This is a genomic window from Pseudocolwellia sp. G5-9 (assembly GCF_055808995.1).
Window position 1 is genome coordinate 4,134,188 of sequence record NZ_CM147893.1, and the last position, 14,658, is coordinate 4,148,845.

General features: G+C 37.3%; 13 protein-coding genes. All 13 read left to right on the top strand.

Annotated elements, in window-relative coordinates; translation table 11 throughout:
* Positions 1 to 206: 206 nt before the first annotated feature.
* From mraZ to AC0L5Q_RS18015, 13 genes are read left to right on the top strand one after another with little or no spacing between them, the layout of a single operon-like run.
* Positions 207 to 665, top strand: a complete 459-nt coding sequence (gene mraZ / locus AC0L5Q_RS17955) for a division/cell wall cluster transcriptional repressor MraZ (protein WP_473612538.1) — start codon at positions 207 to 209, stop codon at positions 663 to 665.
* Between the two features lie 27 nt (positions 666 to 692).
* Positions 693 to 1,634: a 16S rRNA (cytosine(1402)-N(4))-methyltransferase RsmH gene (gene rsmH / locus AC0L5Q_RS17960; RefSeq protein ID WP_473612542.1), complete on the top strand. Its 942-nt coding sequence runs from the start codon at positions 693 to 695 to the stop codon at positions 1,632 to 1,634.
* 17 nt (positions 1,635 to 1,651) lie between these two features.
* Positions 1,652 to 1,966, top strand: a complete 315-nt coding sequence (gene ftsL, locus AC0L5Q_RS17965) for a cell division protein FtsL (RefSeq protein ID WP_473612546.1) — start codon at positions 1,652 to 1,654, stop codon at positions 1,964 to 1,966.
* Complete coding sequence (locus AC0L5Q_RS17970) at positions 1,963 to 3,723, top strand: peptidoglycan D,D-transpeptidase FtsI family protein (protein WP_473612550.1); 1,761 nt, start codon at positions 1,963 to 1,965, stop codon at positions 3,721 to 3,723. Before ftsL ends, AC0L5Q_RS17970 begins: the two co-directional genes overlap by 4 nt.
* Complete coding sequence (gene murE / locus AC0L5Q_RS17975) at positions 3,716 to 5,233, top strand: UDP-N-acetylmuramoyl-L-alanyl-D-glutamate--2,6-diaminopimelate ligase (protein WP_473612554.1); 1,518 nt, start codon at positions 3,716 to 3,718, stop codon at positions 5,231 to 5,233. The genes AC0L5Q_RS17970 and murE overlap by 8 nt, the downstream gene beginning before the upstream one ends.
* Positions 5,230 to 6,621: a UDP-N-acetylmuramoyl-tripeptide--D-alanyl-D-alanine ligase gene (gene murF / locus AC0L5Q_RS17980; protein ID WP_473612558.1), complete on the top strand. Its 1,392-nt coding sequence runs from the start codon at positions 5,230 to 5,232 to the stop codon at positions 6,619 to 6,621. The genes murE and murF overlap by 4 nt, the downstream gene beginning before the upstream one ends.
* A complete protein-coding gene (gene mraY / locus AC0L5Q_RS17985; protein WP_076418508.1) occupies positions 6,621 to 7,703 on the top strand; it encodes a phospho-N-acetylmuramoyl-pentapeptide-transferase in 1,083 nt (360 codons plus the stop codon). The genes murF and mraY overlap by 1 nt, the downstream gene beginning before the upstream one ends.
* A 42-nt stretch (positions 7,704 to 7,745) precedes the next feature.
* A complete protein-coding gene (gene murD / locus AC0L5Q_RS17990) occupies positions 7,746 to 9,116 on the top strand; it encodes a UDP-N-acetylmuramoyl-L-alanine--D-glutamate ligase (protein ID WP_473612565.1) in 1,371 nt (456 codons plus the stop codon).
* Positions 9,117 to 9,136: 20 nt separating this feature from the next.
* Entirely contained in the window at positions 9,137 to 10,315 is a 1,179-nt protein-coding gene (gene ftsW, locus AC0L5Q_RS17995; RefSeq protein WP_473618333.1) for a cell division protein FtsW, read from the top strand.
* Complete coding sequence (gene murG, locus AC0L5Q_RS18000; RefSeq protein ID WP_473612569.1) at positions 10,312 to 11,439, top strand: undecaprenyldiphospho-muramoylpentapeptide beta-N-acetylglucosaminyltransferase; 1,128 nt, start codon at positions 10,312 to 10,314, stop codon at positions 11,437 to 11,439. The genes ftsW and murG overlap by 4 nt, the downstream gene beginning before the upstream one ends.
* Positions 11,436 to 12,908: a UDP-N-acetylmuramate--L-alanine ligase gene (gene murC, locus AC0L5Q_RS18005; protein WP_473612573.1), complete on the top strand. Its 1,473-nt coding sequence runs from the start codon at positions 11,436 to 11,438 to the stop codon at positions 12,906 to 12,908. The genes murG and murC overlap by 4 nt, the downstream gene beginning before the upstream one ends.
* Positions 12,908 to 13,846, top strand: coding sequence for a D-alanine--D-alanine ligase (locus AC0L5Q_RS18010; RefSeq protein WP_473612578.1), 939 nt, complete (start codon positions 12,908 to 12,910; stop codon positions 13,844 to 13,846). Before murC ends, AC0L5Q_RS18010 begins: the two co-directional genes overlap by 1 nt.
* Positions 13,847 to 13,895: 49 nt before the next feature.
* Positions 13,896 to 14,654, top strand: coding sequence for a cell division protein FtsQ/DivIB (locus AC0L5Q_RS18015; RefSeq protein ID WP_473612581.1), 759 nt, complete (start codon positions 13,896 to 13,898; stop codon positions 14,652 to 14,654).
* The last annotated feature ends 4 nt before the right edge of the window (positions 14,655 to 14,658 follow it).

The following is a 14,658-nucleotide window of genomic DNA, read 5'->3' on the forward strand; positions in this document are numbered from 1 at the left end:
TTTCCAGTAAAAATAAGGGCTGTAGATCCACAAAAGCCCACATTTTCATAAACTTCCCTTAAAGCCTTTATTTTATTGAGATCTAGGGGGATCAATTTACTGATTCTTTGCTTGACATAACCTTGTATTCCTATCTAAACTGTCTAATGTGGATAAAAGTGGGAAAAAGTGGATCAAATTAGATTCACCCAACAAAAGACAGGTTTATGTTTAGAGGCACCAGCTCAATCACATTAGATAGCAAAAATAGGATCACGATACCTACAAAGTATCGTGAAGAACTATTTGCTGATTGTGCAGGAAAAATGGTGTGTACAGTAGATATTCAGCATCCTTGTTTATTGCTTTATCCAATACATGAATGGGAAGAAATAGAATTAAAATTGTGTGAATTGTCGAGTATGAATCCTCAAGAACGTCTTGCTCAACAAAAGTTATTGGGTAATGCCTCAGATTGCGAAATTGATAAAAGTGGGCGATTACTGATCAACGGACCTTTAAGACAGCACGCAAGTTTAGAAAAAAATATTATTTTAGTCGGCCAGTTGAAAAAATTTGAAATTTGGAGTGAGCAAGCTTGGCAAATGCAAATGCAACAAGACATTAGCGAAATGCAAGCGAGCGATATTCAGCTTACAGAAAGATTACTCGATTTGTCTTTATAGCAATAAACATACGGTTATTAAATAAAAATGCAAATAGATAATTCACACATTTCAGTATTGCTCAATGAAGCAGTTAATGGACTAGCTATCAAACCAGACGGTGTTTATATCGACTGTACCTTTGGTCGTGGCGGACATTCAAGCCTGATACTTTCACATCTCTCCGAATCGGGACGATTAATTGCAATCGATCGCGATTTAACCGCAATTGCAGCAGCAGAAAAGTTTGCAGATGATCCACGTTTTTTAATTGAACACAGTGGTTTCGCTGATTTAGAAGATATTGCGGCTAAACATGAATTATTAGAAAAAGTTGACGGAATTTTATTAGATTTAGGTGTTTCATCACCACAACTTGATGATGCCGATCGTGGTTTTAGTTTTATGAATGATGGTCCATTAGATATGCGAATGGACACCAGTAAAGGTCAAACAGCAGCTGAATGGATAGCTGTAGCTGATGTTGAAGATATTACTTGGGTACTGAGAACCTTTGGTGAAGAAAAACATGCATGGAAAATAGCCAATGCGATTGTAGATACACGCGAAGAAACACCTTTCACGCGTACCTCAGAACTCGCTAAATTAATTAAAACGGTTGCTCCACAAAGAGAAATTAAAAAGCACCCAGCAACACGCAGTTTTCAAGCTATTCGTATGTACATTAACAGCGAGCTTGAGCAAATAGAAAAAGTGCTTGCGGCGTCATTGTCGGTACTGGCAGAAGAAGGTCGATTAGTGGTTATTAGCTTCCATTCGTTAGAAGACCGTCTAGTTAAACAATTTATGAGAAAACACTCTCAAGGTAAGCAAGTACCTAGAGGCTTACCTATTAGTGAAGCTGAATTACAAAAAGGTAAAAAATTATCACTTATCGGTCGAAAATTAAAACCAAGTAAGGATGAGTTGGAAGTTAATAATAGATCGAGAAGCTCTGTATTAAGAATCGCTCAGAGACTTCCAAGATAAGTGAGATGCAATAAATTATGGCATCGAAAAAAATCGTTCTAGCATTTGAAATATGGAAAGACCTAAAACGTAATATCGTCGTACTTATTTTATTGATGTTAGTGGTTGTTTCAGCGTTTTATGTGATTTATTTCACGCATTTACATCGCCAAACCACCAGCGCCTATGAAAATTTATTAGTAGAGCGAGATGAACTCGATATTGAATTTCGCAACTTGTTATTAGAACAAAACAGTTTAGCCGAACATAGCGCAATAGAAAGTAAAGCGGCTAAAAAATTAAATATGAAGCGTCCCGACGCAAAATCAGAAGTGATTATTACATTGCCATGAGCAAAAAAGTGATTAAACGAAATGACAAATACAAGCCTACCACCGTAGCATGGCGTTTTTACGTTGTGCTAGGTGTGATCTTGTTCGTTTATTCAGGATTAATGGCTCGTAGCGCTTATATTCAGGTTATTGAACCTGATATGTTGAAAGAACAAGGCGACATGCGCTCGTTAAGAACGGCATTTAAAACCGTTCAACGTGGTTCTATTTTAGATCGTAATGGTGATGAACTCGCTGTAAGTGTTCCTGTTGAAACTATTTGGGCGGATCCTAAAATAGTGATGCAAAATAAAGCACTTGAAATGAAAGAGCATTGGCAAGCATTAGCTGATGTACTTGATCAAGATGTAAACGATTTAACAAGCCGCGTTTTACGTCATCCTACTAAACGTTTTGTTTATATAGAACGTCAAGTTTCTCCTGCAATGGCGAATTATGTTCGTCAATTGAAAATTCCCGGTATTCATTTAAGAAAAGAATCTAAACGCTTTTATCCTGCGGGTGAAATAAGTGCTCATCTTGTTGGTTTTACTAATGTTGATGATAAAGGTATTGAAGGTGTTGAACGTGTTTACGATCAATTACTCACGGGCACTGATGGTAAACAACAATATAGAAAAGACGCAAAAGGTCGTAAGATTGAAATTGTTAAGGTAGAAGATGCAACACCACCTAAAAACCTGCAATTAAGTATCGATCAACGTATTCAAGCTCTGGCTTATAAAGAACTTAAAGGTGCTGTAAAAGCGTTTAAAGCGACGTCGGGTTCAGTCATTGTAACCAATGTTAATACAGGGGAAATACTAGCTATTGTTAATAGCCCTTCGTATAACCCGAATAACCGCAGAAACACAGCTATTCATCGTTTTAGAAACCGAGCTATTACCGATTTTTATGAGCCGGGTTCAACGATGAAGCCTTTAACTATATTAAGTGCTTTAGAATTTGGTTCAGCTAATACAGATACTATTGTTAATACTTCGCCAGGTTATATGAGATTGGGTGGCCGTCGAGTAAGCGATCCGCGTAACTATGGGAAACAAAGCTTAACTGATATTTTGGTAAATTCTTCAAATATGGGAACCACGACATTAGCATTAGAATTACCTAAAGAATTTTATTTAGATAAGTTTTTTGAAGCAGGATTTGGTGAAGACACAGGCACAGGCCTCATAGGTGAAAGCTCGGGTATTATGCATGATCGTAATCGTTGGTCTCAAATTGAACTTGCCACCTTGTCATACGGAATGGGGGTTGCAGCAACACCATTACAAATAGCTCGATTTTATTCTGCAATCGCTAATGGCGGTATAAAACGTTCATTAAGTATTTTAAAAGCAACGCCTGAAAATAGTCAGTTTAATAAAGCTGAACGTATATTTTCAAAAGAAAATAGTCAATTAGTTATGAATATGCTTGAGCAAGTGGTTAATAAACATGTTGAAGCTGCAGTGGTTGACGGTTATCGCGTAGGTGGTAAAACTGGGACCGCTTTTAAAGCTATGGCCGGTAGTTACGGAAACGACTATGTAGGACTATTTGCTGGTTTTGCACCTATTACAAAACCTGAACTTTCAGTCGTTGTTGTTATTAATGAGCCAAGCGGTGATATGTATCACGGTGGTGAAGTTGCTGCACCTGTATTTTCACGTGTTATGAAAGGTGCTTTGCATTTACTTAATATCGCACCAGACAAATTAGAAAACGAAGTAAAAGTAACACATGTTCAAAAAAGCGAGGACGATGACAATGCCTAGTTATTCTCGTTTTTCAATTAATTTAGCACTTAATGCTTTTAATATCATGGTAAACGTTGATCTCTCCGAGAAAGAAGATCGCGATCTTATCAATGACAGCCGAGAAGTTAAAAAGGGCGATATTTTTGCTGCAACTATTGGCCAGTTATGTGACGGACGAGATTATATTGATAATGCTATAGACGCAGGTGCTGAGCTTATTCTTGTGCAATGCGAAAGCATGAAAAAGCACGGTAAAGTTAAAGTGAAAAATAAAGTCACTTTAATTCAATTTTTTGAGCTGAATAAGCATCTTTCTAGATTAGCTAATTTATATTATCAACAACCTCATAATAAGCTGACCACTATTGGTATTACAGGAACAAACGGTAAAACCACGACTAGCCAAATTATTGCTCAGTTATTCGAAAGTTGCGGAAAGTCTTGTGCTGTTATTGGGACGGTTGGGGCAGGTAAATTAAATAATTTACAACCTGTTATTAATACAACACCGGGCCCTACAGAATTAAATAGATTATTAAATAGTTTTGTTAACGACAAAATTAGTCATGTAGCGATGGAAATATCGTCACACGCGTTAGATCAAGAGCGTATATCACCATCAATGATTGATATCGCGGTATTTACTAATTTAAGCCAAGATCATCTTGATTATCACCATACGATGGAAAGTTACGCGCAAGCGAAAGAAAAACTTTTCACTCAAAATTCGGCGCAAATAGCCATATTAAATGGTGATGATGCTTGTGCACAAAACTGGTTGAAAAATTGGTCCAGTGATTCAACGGTTATTATTTATGGTTTAGATCAAAACATTAAAAATAATGAACGCTTTGTTTGCGCCACTAATATTAAACACACACTTCAAGGTGTTGAGTTTGAGATAGAAACACATCTAGGTAAGGTTACTGTAGCCAGTGCTTTAATGGGTGACTTCAATATAAGTAATTTGCTTGCTTCTGCTGCAGTGTTATTAAGCCAAGATTTTACCTTAGAGCAACTCGTAAAAGCTATTAGCCAACTTAAACCCATTGTTGGACGAATGGAGATGTTTTCTGCACCTAATTTACCCACGTCGGTTGTTGACTATGCACATACGCCCGATGCTTTAGAGAATGCATTAAAAGCCTGTAAACCTCATTGCCAAGGGAATCTACATGTAGTTTTTGGTTGTGGTGGTGATCGCGATAAAGGTAAACGACCTTTAATGGGCGCTATAGCCGAACAATATTCAGATTTTGTGGTATTAACAAACGACAACCCACGTAACGAATCACCTGAAGCTATTGCAAATGAAATTCTCACAGGTTGTAAATTTCCTGACAAAGTTAAGGTTATTCTAACGCGTAATAAAGCCGTAGAACATACGATAGGAACCTCTGCCGCTAATGACATGATTTTATTTGCAGGTAAAGGGCATGAAGATTACATCGTTATAGGTAACGAAAAAATAGCTTATAACGAACGTGGACTTGTTCAATCAATATATGCCAATAAGGCGGTCTCATGATTTCATTAACACTTTCAACTATCGCTAGTGCTGTTAATGGGCAATTAATAGGCAACGATTTATCAATCGATAATATTACAACAGATAGTCGCTCTTTAAATAAAGGTGATTTATTTTTAGCGTTGAAAGGGCCTAATTTTGATGGGCACAAGTTTGTTGAACAGGCTGAAAAATCTGGATGCTTAGCCCTTATTATTGATCATCAAGTTGATTCACCTTTACCACAAATTATTGTTAAAGATACTCATCAAGCCTTAGGGCAAGTTGCTGCCTTTGTTAAAACAACGATAGCGCCAAAAACTGTTGCTATAACAGGTAGCAGCGGTAAAACCACGGTTAAAGAAATGGTATCAGCCATTTTATCGCGTATTGGTAATGTGTTAGCGACAAAGGGCAACTTTAATAATGATATTGGTGTGCCATTAACATTATTAAGACTTGAGCATACACACGATTTTGCCGTAATTGAGCTAGGTGCTAATCATATGGGCGAAATAGCTTATACAACAGGACTTACTCAGCCAGACGTAGCCGTAATTAACAATATAGCCGCAGCCCATTTAGAAGGTTTTGGTAGCTTATGTGGAGTTGCTCGAGCGAAAGGCGAAATTTTTGAAGGTTTATCTGAGAATGGCATCGCTTTGTATAACCAAGATTGTCAGTTTGCAAATAAATGGCAATGGCGTTTAGAAAATAAAACGGTACGTCGTTTCTCGTGTGTAAGTGAGTCAGATTGTTTTAGTTCAAACGTAGTTTTAGACGATCGCGGTTGCGCAAGTTTTACTTTAAACACTCATGTAGGCAATACCTTTATTGAATTAACGGTACCGGGTAAACATAACGTTTGTAATGCCGTTGCTGCCGCACTTATTGCTATAGAATTCGGTGCAAGTTTAAATGATATTCGAATTGGTTTAGCTGAAATGCAACCAGTGAGTGGTCGTTTAAATATACATCAACTTTCACCCGGTTTACGACTTATTGACGACACTTACAATGCCAACGTTGAATCAATAAAAGCAGCAACTGAATTATTAGCAAGTTATCCCGGAAAACGTATTTTGATTTTAGGCGATATGGGGGAGTTAGGTGCAGAAGCGAGAAGTTATCACCAAGAAGTTGGTGAACATGCTCTTACTTGTAAAATAGACCACCTATTAACGGTTGGAGTATTAAGCCAAGTAACAACGGATGCTTTTAACCAATCACAAAAAACAGGTTCACATTTTAGTTCAAAAGAAGCGCTGGTAGAGGCACTTCATCCCTTGATTGAAAATGAAGAACAGCAAATATCAATATTAATAAAAGGTTCAAGAAGCGCACATATGGAAGATGTAGTTAAACAAGTTATTTCCCACTATCAACAAGTTAATGAGGGAATAGCGTAATGTTACTTTGGTTAGGTGAATATTTAACTCAATATTTTAGTGCGTTTAATGTTTTTTCATATTTAACATTTAGAGCTATTGTCAGCACGTTAACTGCGTTAGTTGTTTCGTTGTATTTTGGCCCGAAATTAATTAGATATTTACAAGATATGCAAATAGGCCAAACAGTACGAGATGATGGCCCGCAAAGTCATTTATCTAAATCAGGCACACCAACAATGGGTGGTATTTTAATATTAGCTTCTATTGTTTTTAGTGTTTTATTATGGGCCGATTTATCAAATACTTACGTTCAAGTTGTGTTGTTTGTGGTGATAAGTTTTGGTTTGATTGGTTTTGTAGACGATTACCGAAAAGTTATTAGAAAAGATTCCAATGGGTTAATCGCTCGCTGGAAATATTTTTGGCAAACAGCCGCAGGTCTTTCGACTGCCATATTTTTATATTGGTTTGCTCAAACACCAGAAGAAACATCATTAGTTATTCCATTTATAAAAGACGTGCTACCTCAATTAGGTATTTTCTACATTGTAATGACTTATTTCGTGATTGTAGGTACCAGTAATGCGGTTAATTTAACGGATGGCTTAGATGGTTTAGCGATTGTTCCAACAGTAATGGTGGCGGGTGCATTGGGTTTATTCGCTTATGTAACGGGTAATGCCAATTTTTCTGAGTATTTAAATATTTCTCATATTCCATTAACCAGTGAGTTAGTGGTGGTGTGTACTGCTGTTGTTGGTGCTGGTTTAGGATTTTTATGGTTTAACACTTACCCCGCGCAAGTATTTATGGGCGATGTTGGCTCATTAGCTTTAGGCGCTACTCTAGGCGTTATTGCTGTATTAGTTAGACAAGAACTTGTTTTATTTATTATGGGTGGCGTTTTTGTTGTAGAAACCGTGTCGGTTATTTTACAAGTAGGCTCCTACAAATTACGCGGACAGCGCATTTTTAGAATGGCACCTATTCATCATCATTACGAATTGAAAGGCTGGCCAGAACCTAGAGTTATAGTAAGGTTTTGGATTATATCCGTAGTTTTAGTTTTAATTGGTTTGGCCACATTGAAACTACGTTAAGAGTTTTGAATAAAATTTAACACAAAGGTAAAACACATTTAAATGCAAAAATTAGCACACTTTAAAAACAAGAATATAGTCGTGTTGGGCGCAGGCCTAACAGGACTTTCTTGTGTGCGATTTTTACAAAAAAACAATATACCTTGTGCTGTTAACGACAGTAGAGAAAATCCGATAGATTTATCATTATTCAAAACAGACTTTCCAAATACAGAATTGTTTACGGGGAGTTGGAACGCTAACCTTATTCGACATGCTGAAGTTTTATTAGTTAGCCCAGGTGTTGATTTAAATGATGCAGCTATTCGCGATAATATAAGTAATACGTGTGAAGTGATTGGCGATGTTGAGCTGTATTGTCAATTAAGCAATACGTCAATAATAGCGGTTACGGGCTCAAATGGTAAATCAACCGTGGTGTCGTTATTACATTACTTAGGTAATCAGTTGGGTTATAAAACTCAATTGGGTGGCAATATTGGCGTACCGGTTTTAGACATAATTAATGAAGAGATTGATTATCTGGTATTAGAACTTTCTAGCTTTCAGCTTGAAACACTTCGCAGTATGAAGGCTAAAACAGCAAGTATTCTTAATATTAGTGATGATCATTTAGATCGTCATAAAACGATAGAAAACTATACTGCAATTAAACAAGCTATATATCCGCAAAGTTCTGTTGCTGTAATAAACCGTGATGATAGTGCAACACATACTTCAAACGATGTGGTGAAGAAACAAGTTTCTTTTGGGAGTGATAAACCCAAACTTGAACACTTTGGTGTCGCCTCATTTAATCAACAATCATATTTAATGTATGGCGATGAAAAATTAATCGCGTTAAATGAATTACCATTAGCCGGAATGCACAACGCGCTAAATTATTTAGCCGCATTAGCCTTAGGGATGAATGCTGGTTGGTCTTTATCGTTAATGGTGAGTCATTTAGCTGGATTTAAAGGTTTACCTCATCGTTGTCAGCGAGTTGAAAGTCAAGATGATGTACATTGGGTAAATGATTCAAAAGCAACAAATGTCGGTGCAACTTTGGCAGCAATTAAAGGTTTGTCAGATTTAGCAAAAGCTGATCAAAAACTTATTTTGATTGCGGGTGGTGATGGTAAAGGTGCTGATTTTTCACCACTTAAAAGTGTAATCAATGAGCATGTTGCTTTACTTTATACGCTTGGTAAAGATGGCGATAAAATTGCTGAGTTAGTTAAAAACTCTACAACCAACAGCATTCACGTATCATCTATCGATGAAGCAGTACATCTTGCTCATATTGTCGTGAAAGCAGGAGATATCGTTTTATTATCTCCAGCTTGCGCGAGTCTTGATATGTTTAAAAACTTTGCCGAACGTGGCCAAGTTTTTACTCAAGCTGTTCATTCAGTGCAAGGAGTTAGTTAATGACAACTCTTACTGAAAAAATGAACCTGATTACTATTCCACAATGGTTAACTTTTAATTCGTCGCGTGCAGCGACATTTGATCGTACCTATATAATTTTAGCATTTGCTATGTACATGATAGGTTTAGTTATCGTGGCAAGTGCTTCTATGCCAATTGCCGACAGATTATTTGGTAATCCTTTCCATTTTATTATTCGTCATTCTATCTATATCGGTTTGAGCTTATTTGTAGCAGCTATTGTCATGCAAGTGCCACTTGCTACATGGCATAAACATAGTACCCATTTATTGATTTTCGGTATTGTTTTATTGGTTACAGTACTGATCGTTGGGCGAGAGGTTAATGGTTCTCAACGTTGGATTATGGTTGGGCCTATTACGGTTCAAGCGGCAGAACCCGCTAAATTGTTTTTCTTTTGTTACCTATCTGCGTACTTAGTTCGACGTCGTGATGAAGTGATGGAAAACGTTAAAGGCTTTATTAAACCCCTGATTGTTTTTGGCGTTTTAGCTAGTTTGTTATTGTTTCAGCCGGATTTAGGTACGGTTATTGTGATGTTTGTGACTACTTTTGGTTTGTTATTTTTAGCAGGCGCAAAATTATGGCAGTTCATATCTATTGCATTAGTTGGATTAACCTCAATTTCGGCATTAGCTTATTTTTCACCTTATCGATGGGCGCGTGTTACAGGTTTTTTAGACCCATGGAAAGATCCATTTGGTACGGGTTATCAATTAACTCAATCGTTAATGGCTTATGGTCGTGGCGAAATGTTTGGTCAAGGTTTAGGTAATAGTATTCAAAAGCTTGAATACTTACCTGAAGCACATACCGATTTTGTAATGGCCGTATTAGCCGAAGAGTTTGGTTTTGTGGGTATTGCTACCATTTTAGTTATAAGTATGACGTTAGTGATAAAAGCCTTATTACTAGGGCGTAACGCGGTAAGTAAAGAAAAGTATTTTGAAGGCTTTTTTGCTTACGCTATTGGTATTTGGTTTAGCTTTCAAGCTGCCGTTAATGTTGGTGCAAGTGCAGGTATTGTACCAACCAAAGGTTTAACTATGCCGCTGATCAGTTATGGCGGTAGTTCAATGATTATTATGACCATTGCACTAGTTGTTTTATTAAGAATCGACCACGAAATCAGGTTGCAAAGTATTCAGGCAACCAGTAAAGGAGGTCGAAAAAAATGAGTGACAGAAAAATTTTAAATAGTGAAAACACGAACAACAATAAGAAAAAACCAACCATTTTAATTATGGCTGGTGGTACAGGCGGGCATATATTTCCGGGGATAGCGGTAGCTGATAAATTAAAATCAATGGGCTGGAATATCCATTGGTTAGGTACAGCTAAACGTATGGAAGCGAGTATTGTTCCTGAACATGGTTACGAAATATCGTTTATTAATATTGCAGGTTTACGTAATAAAAATTGGAAAGAATGGATTAAAACCCCCTTTAAATTGATGCTGTCAGTTTTTCAATCCATACAAGTTATTCGTAAAGTAAAACCCGATGTTGTATTAGGTATGGGCGGTTATGCAAGTGCTCCTGGCGGAGTTGCAGCTTGGCTCATGAGTAAGCCGTTAGTTTTACATGAACAAAATGCTGTAGCCGGTATGAGTAACCGCTTTTTATCAAGAATAGCGTCGCGTGTATTAAGTGCTTTTCCGGGGGCATTTAGTCAAGGAATTAAGCATCAGGTTATTGGTAATCCTCTTCGAAGCGACATTATTGCTATTGAAAACGTTATACCGCAACAACCTGCTAGCAGTAAAAAAGTATTAGTTGTAGGCGGGAGCTTAGGTGCTCAAATACTTAATACAACGGTGCCGCAAGCAATGAAACAAATCAAACTTCAAAGTATTGATGTTTGGCATCAAACAGGTAAGGGCAATCAAGAGGCTGTATTAGATAGCTATCAAGAATACGGGCTACCTGAAGAAAAAGTAAAAGTTACTGAATTTATTGATGATATGGCAGAAGCATACAAATGGGCTGATGTTGTTATTTGTAGAGCAGGAGCGTTAACGGTTTCTGAATTAGCAATGGCAGCAAAGCCAGCAGTATTTGTACCTTTGCCACATGCGGTTGACGATCACCAAACAAAAAATGCCATGTATTTAGTCGAACGAGGAGCTGCGAAGCTTATCCCGCAAGCTGAATTTAACGGTACAACATTAGCGCAAATGTTAAATACCCTTTTTATATCAGATACCGTAGTACAAAAAATGGCAAAAGAAGCACACGATGCAGCCCACGCTGATGCTACGGCTAATCTTGCGGCAATTTGTGTTGAGTTGGTATCAAAATGAGTAGAGCAATGAGTGATAAAAAATCGGAACCTTCATCTAATATCAATGCATTAGGCGCAAGAACACCGGAAATGAGACGCGTGAAGCGTATTCATTTTGTTGGTATTGGTGGGGCTGGTATGGGTGGTATAGCTGAAGTGTTGTTAAACGAAGGTTATGAAATCACAGGATCTGACATCGGTGAAAACCAAGTGGTTAAGCGTTTAGTTGGTTTAGGTGCAAAAGTTACTATTGGACATCATAAAGATAATATTGAAGGTGCGAGCGTTATTGTTGTTTCAACGGCTATTGATGCTTCTAACCCTGAAATAGAGCATGCTTTGCAACTGCGTATTCCTGTGGTAAGAAGAGCTGAAATGTTAGCCGAACTTATGCGTTTTAGACATGGCATTGCTATAGCCGGTACTCATGGAAAAACAACAACAACGAGCTTAATAGCCAGTATATTTGGTGAAGCGAAACTTGATCCTACCTTTGTTATTGGTGGGCTATTAAATAGCGCAGGTACTAACGCACAGCTTGGTAGCAGCAGATATTTAATTGCAGAAGCAGACGAAAGTGATGCGTCATTTTTACATCTACAACCTATGGTAGCTGTTGTCACTAATATCGATGAAGATCATATGGAAACATACCAAGGTGATTTTGAAAAACTTAAAGATACCTATATCGAGTTTTTACATAATTTACCTTTTTATGGCCTTGCTGTTGTTTGTATCGACAATCCGGTAGTAAGAGAACTTTTACCTAGAATTGGTCGACAAGTTATTACTTATGGTTTTTCAGAGGATGCTGATGTTCAAGCAACCAACTTTAAACAAACAAATGGTAAAAGCTATTTTACGGTTAAGCGAGCAGGTAAAGAATTGATGCAACTTAGTGTGAATCTTCCTGGTGAGCATAATGTATTAAATGCTTTAGCAAGTATTGCCGTTGCAACAGATGAAAATGTTGAAGATGCAGCGATTCAGTCGGCCTTAGAAAAATTTGCAGGTATTGGCAGAAGATTTGAACAACTTGCCGAACTAAAAACAGAAAATGGCGATATGGTGCTGGTAGATGATTACGGACACCACCCAAGAGAAGTACAAGTAACCATTAAAGCCATGCGTAATGGTTGGCCAGAAAAACGTTTAGTGATGGTGTTTCAGCCTCATAGATATTCTCGAACTCGTGATTTATACGAAGATTTTGTAGAAGTATTATCGGAAGTGGACTGTTTATATCTTTTAGATGTATATGCTGCTGGCGAAGCACCCGTTGCAGGAGCTGACAGTAAGAGTTTAGCTAGAAGTATCAGACAACGTGGTCAAGTAGAGCCTATTTACGTGAGTGATGTGAATCAGTTAGCTGAATTACTACAGGGGCAGCTACAAGATGGTGACATGGTTATTACGCAAGGCGCAGGAAATATTGGTGCAATTGCTAAATCGTTAGCAACAAGTTCTTTATTAGGAGCATCTAACTAATGAATACTTCTGTAAATAAAGCACTAAAAGAACAAAAAATAGCTGTTTTGTATGGCGGTAATTCAGCTGAACGTGACGTTTCGTTGAAGTCGGGTAAAGCAATATTTAATGCCCTTAATACGACCGGTTATAACGTTGAACTGATCGACACAAAAGACTTTTGTTTAAGTGATCTTGTTAAAAAAAATATCGATAGAGCTTTTATCGCATTACACGGGCGAGGTGGTGAAGACGGTTGTTTACAAGGCGCTTTAGAGTATATGAATATTGCATATACAGGTTCGGGTGTTTTAGGTTCGGCGCTTTCAATGGATAAAATTAGAAGCAAGCAAGTGTTCCAAGCTGTAGATATCCCTACAGCCCCATTTTGTATTGCAGACAAAAATATTTATCAAAAAGCTGATGCTCAAACCATCATGGCTGAATTAGGTCATAAAGTGATGGTAAAGCCAGCAAATGAAGGCTCAAGTATTGGAATGGCAATGGCGGTAAATGCAGATGAATTACATGAAGCATTAACTACAGCGTTTGAATACGATGAAGATGTATTAGTAGAAGCTTGGATCACAGGGCCTGAATATACCGTCGCTATTTTAGGTAACGAAGCGCTTCCTGCTATTCATATGGAAACACCAAGAGGTTTTTACGATTACGAAGCTAAGTATCAGTCAACAACAACTCAGTACCATTGCCCATGTGGATTATCAGTAGAAGATGAAGAGCAACTTAAAGCTATTGCTTTACGTGCATTTAAAGCTACTGATGCAAAAGGATGGGGACGTGTAGATGTTATGCGTAGCGAAATTAATGGTTGGCAGGTGTTAGAAGTAAACACCGTACCGGGTATGACAGAAACATCGTTAGTACCTAAAGCGGCTAAAGAATATGGATTAAGTTTTAATCAATTAGTCGCCAAAGTTTTAGAAATAAGCTGTTAACAACAAATTTTACTTATAGTTTTTACTGAGAAAAAGATAAAGCATAAATATGACGAAAGAGAACGCAACTGAAACTAAGCAAAAAATAAATATCAGCTTTTGGGCCGGTGTTGTTTTTTTTGCTGTAGTCGTGGGATCAATATCTTCGTTTGCATATTTTTTAAATAATAAGTTATCTGAAGATGAATCTGCACCAGTAACATCTTTAGTCATCAGTGGTGAAATGGCTTACACCACTAAAAATGATATAGAAAAAGCGATTGAGCACATCAATTTTGGTAACTTTTTTAAGGTTGATGTAAATAACGTACAAAAAATGGTGGAAGCATTGCCTTGGGTTTATTCGGTATCTGTAAGAAAGCAATGGCCAAATGAATTGAAAATTTATGTTGTTGATCAAGCGCCGATAGCGCAATGGAATGGTGATTCTTATATCAATGCTTATGGTGAAGTTTTCCAAACAGGGACAAATAATTTAGCCAATAATTTACCAGACTTTTTTGGACCTGAAGGCACTGAAGATGTGGCATTAAAAAATTATAAAAACTTAAACGAGTTACTCAGTTATGGCGGTTTTAATATTTCTGAATTGGTATTAACAGAACGATACGCCTGGCAATTAACATTAAAAAATGGCGTTATTTTGAATTTAGGTAGAGAAAATAGAGTAGAGCGCATACAGCGTTTTATGGATGCATATCCACATATAAAATTAGAAGAAGATGTACAAATTAATTATGTAGATCTTAGATACGACACCGGCTTTGCAGTTGGGTTTAAATCCATTGATAAGAATGAAAGAGTTTAACTTT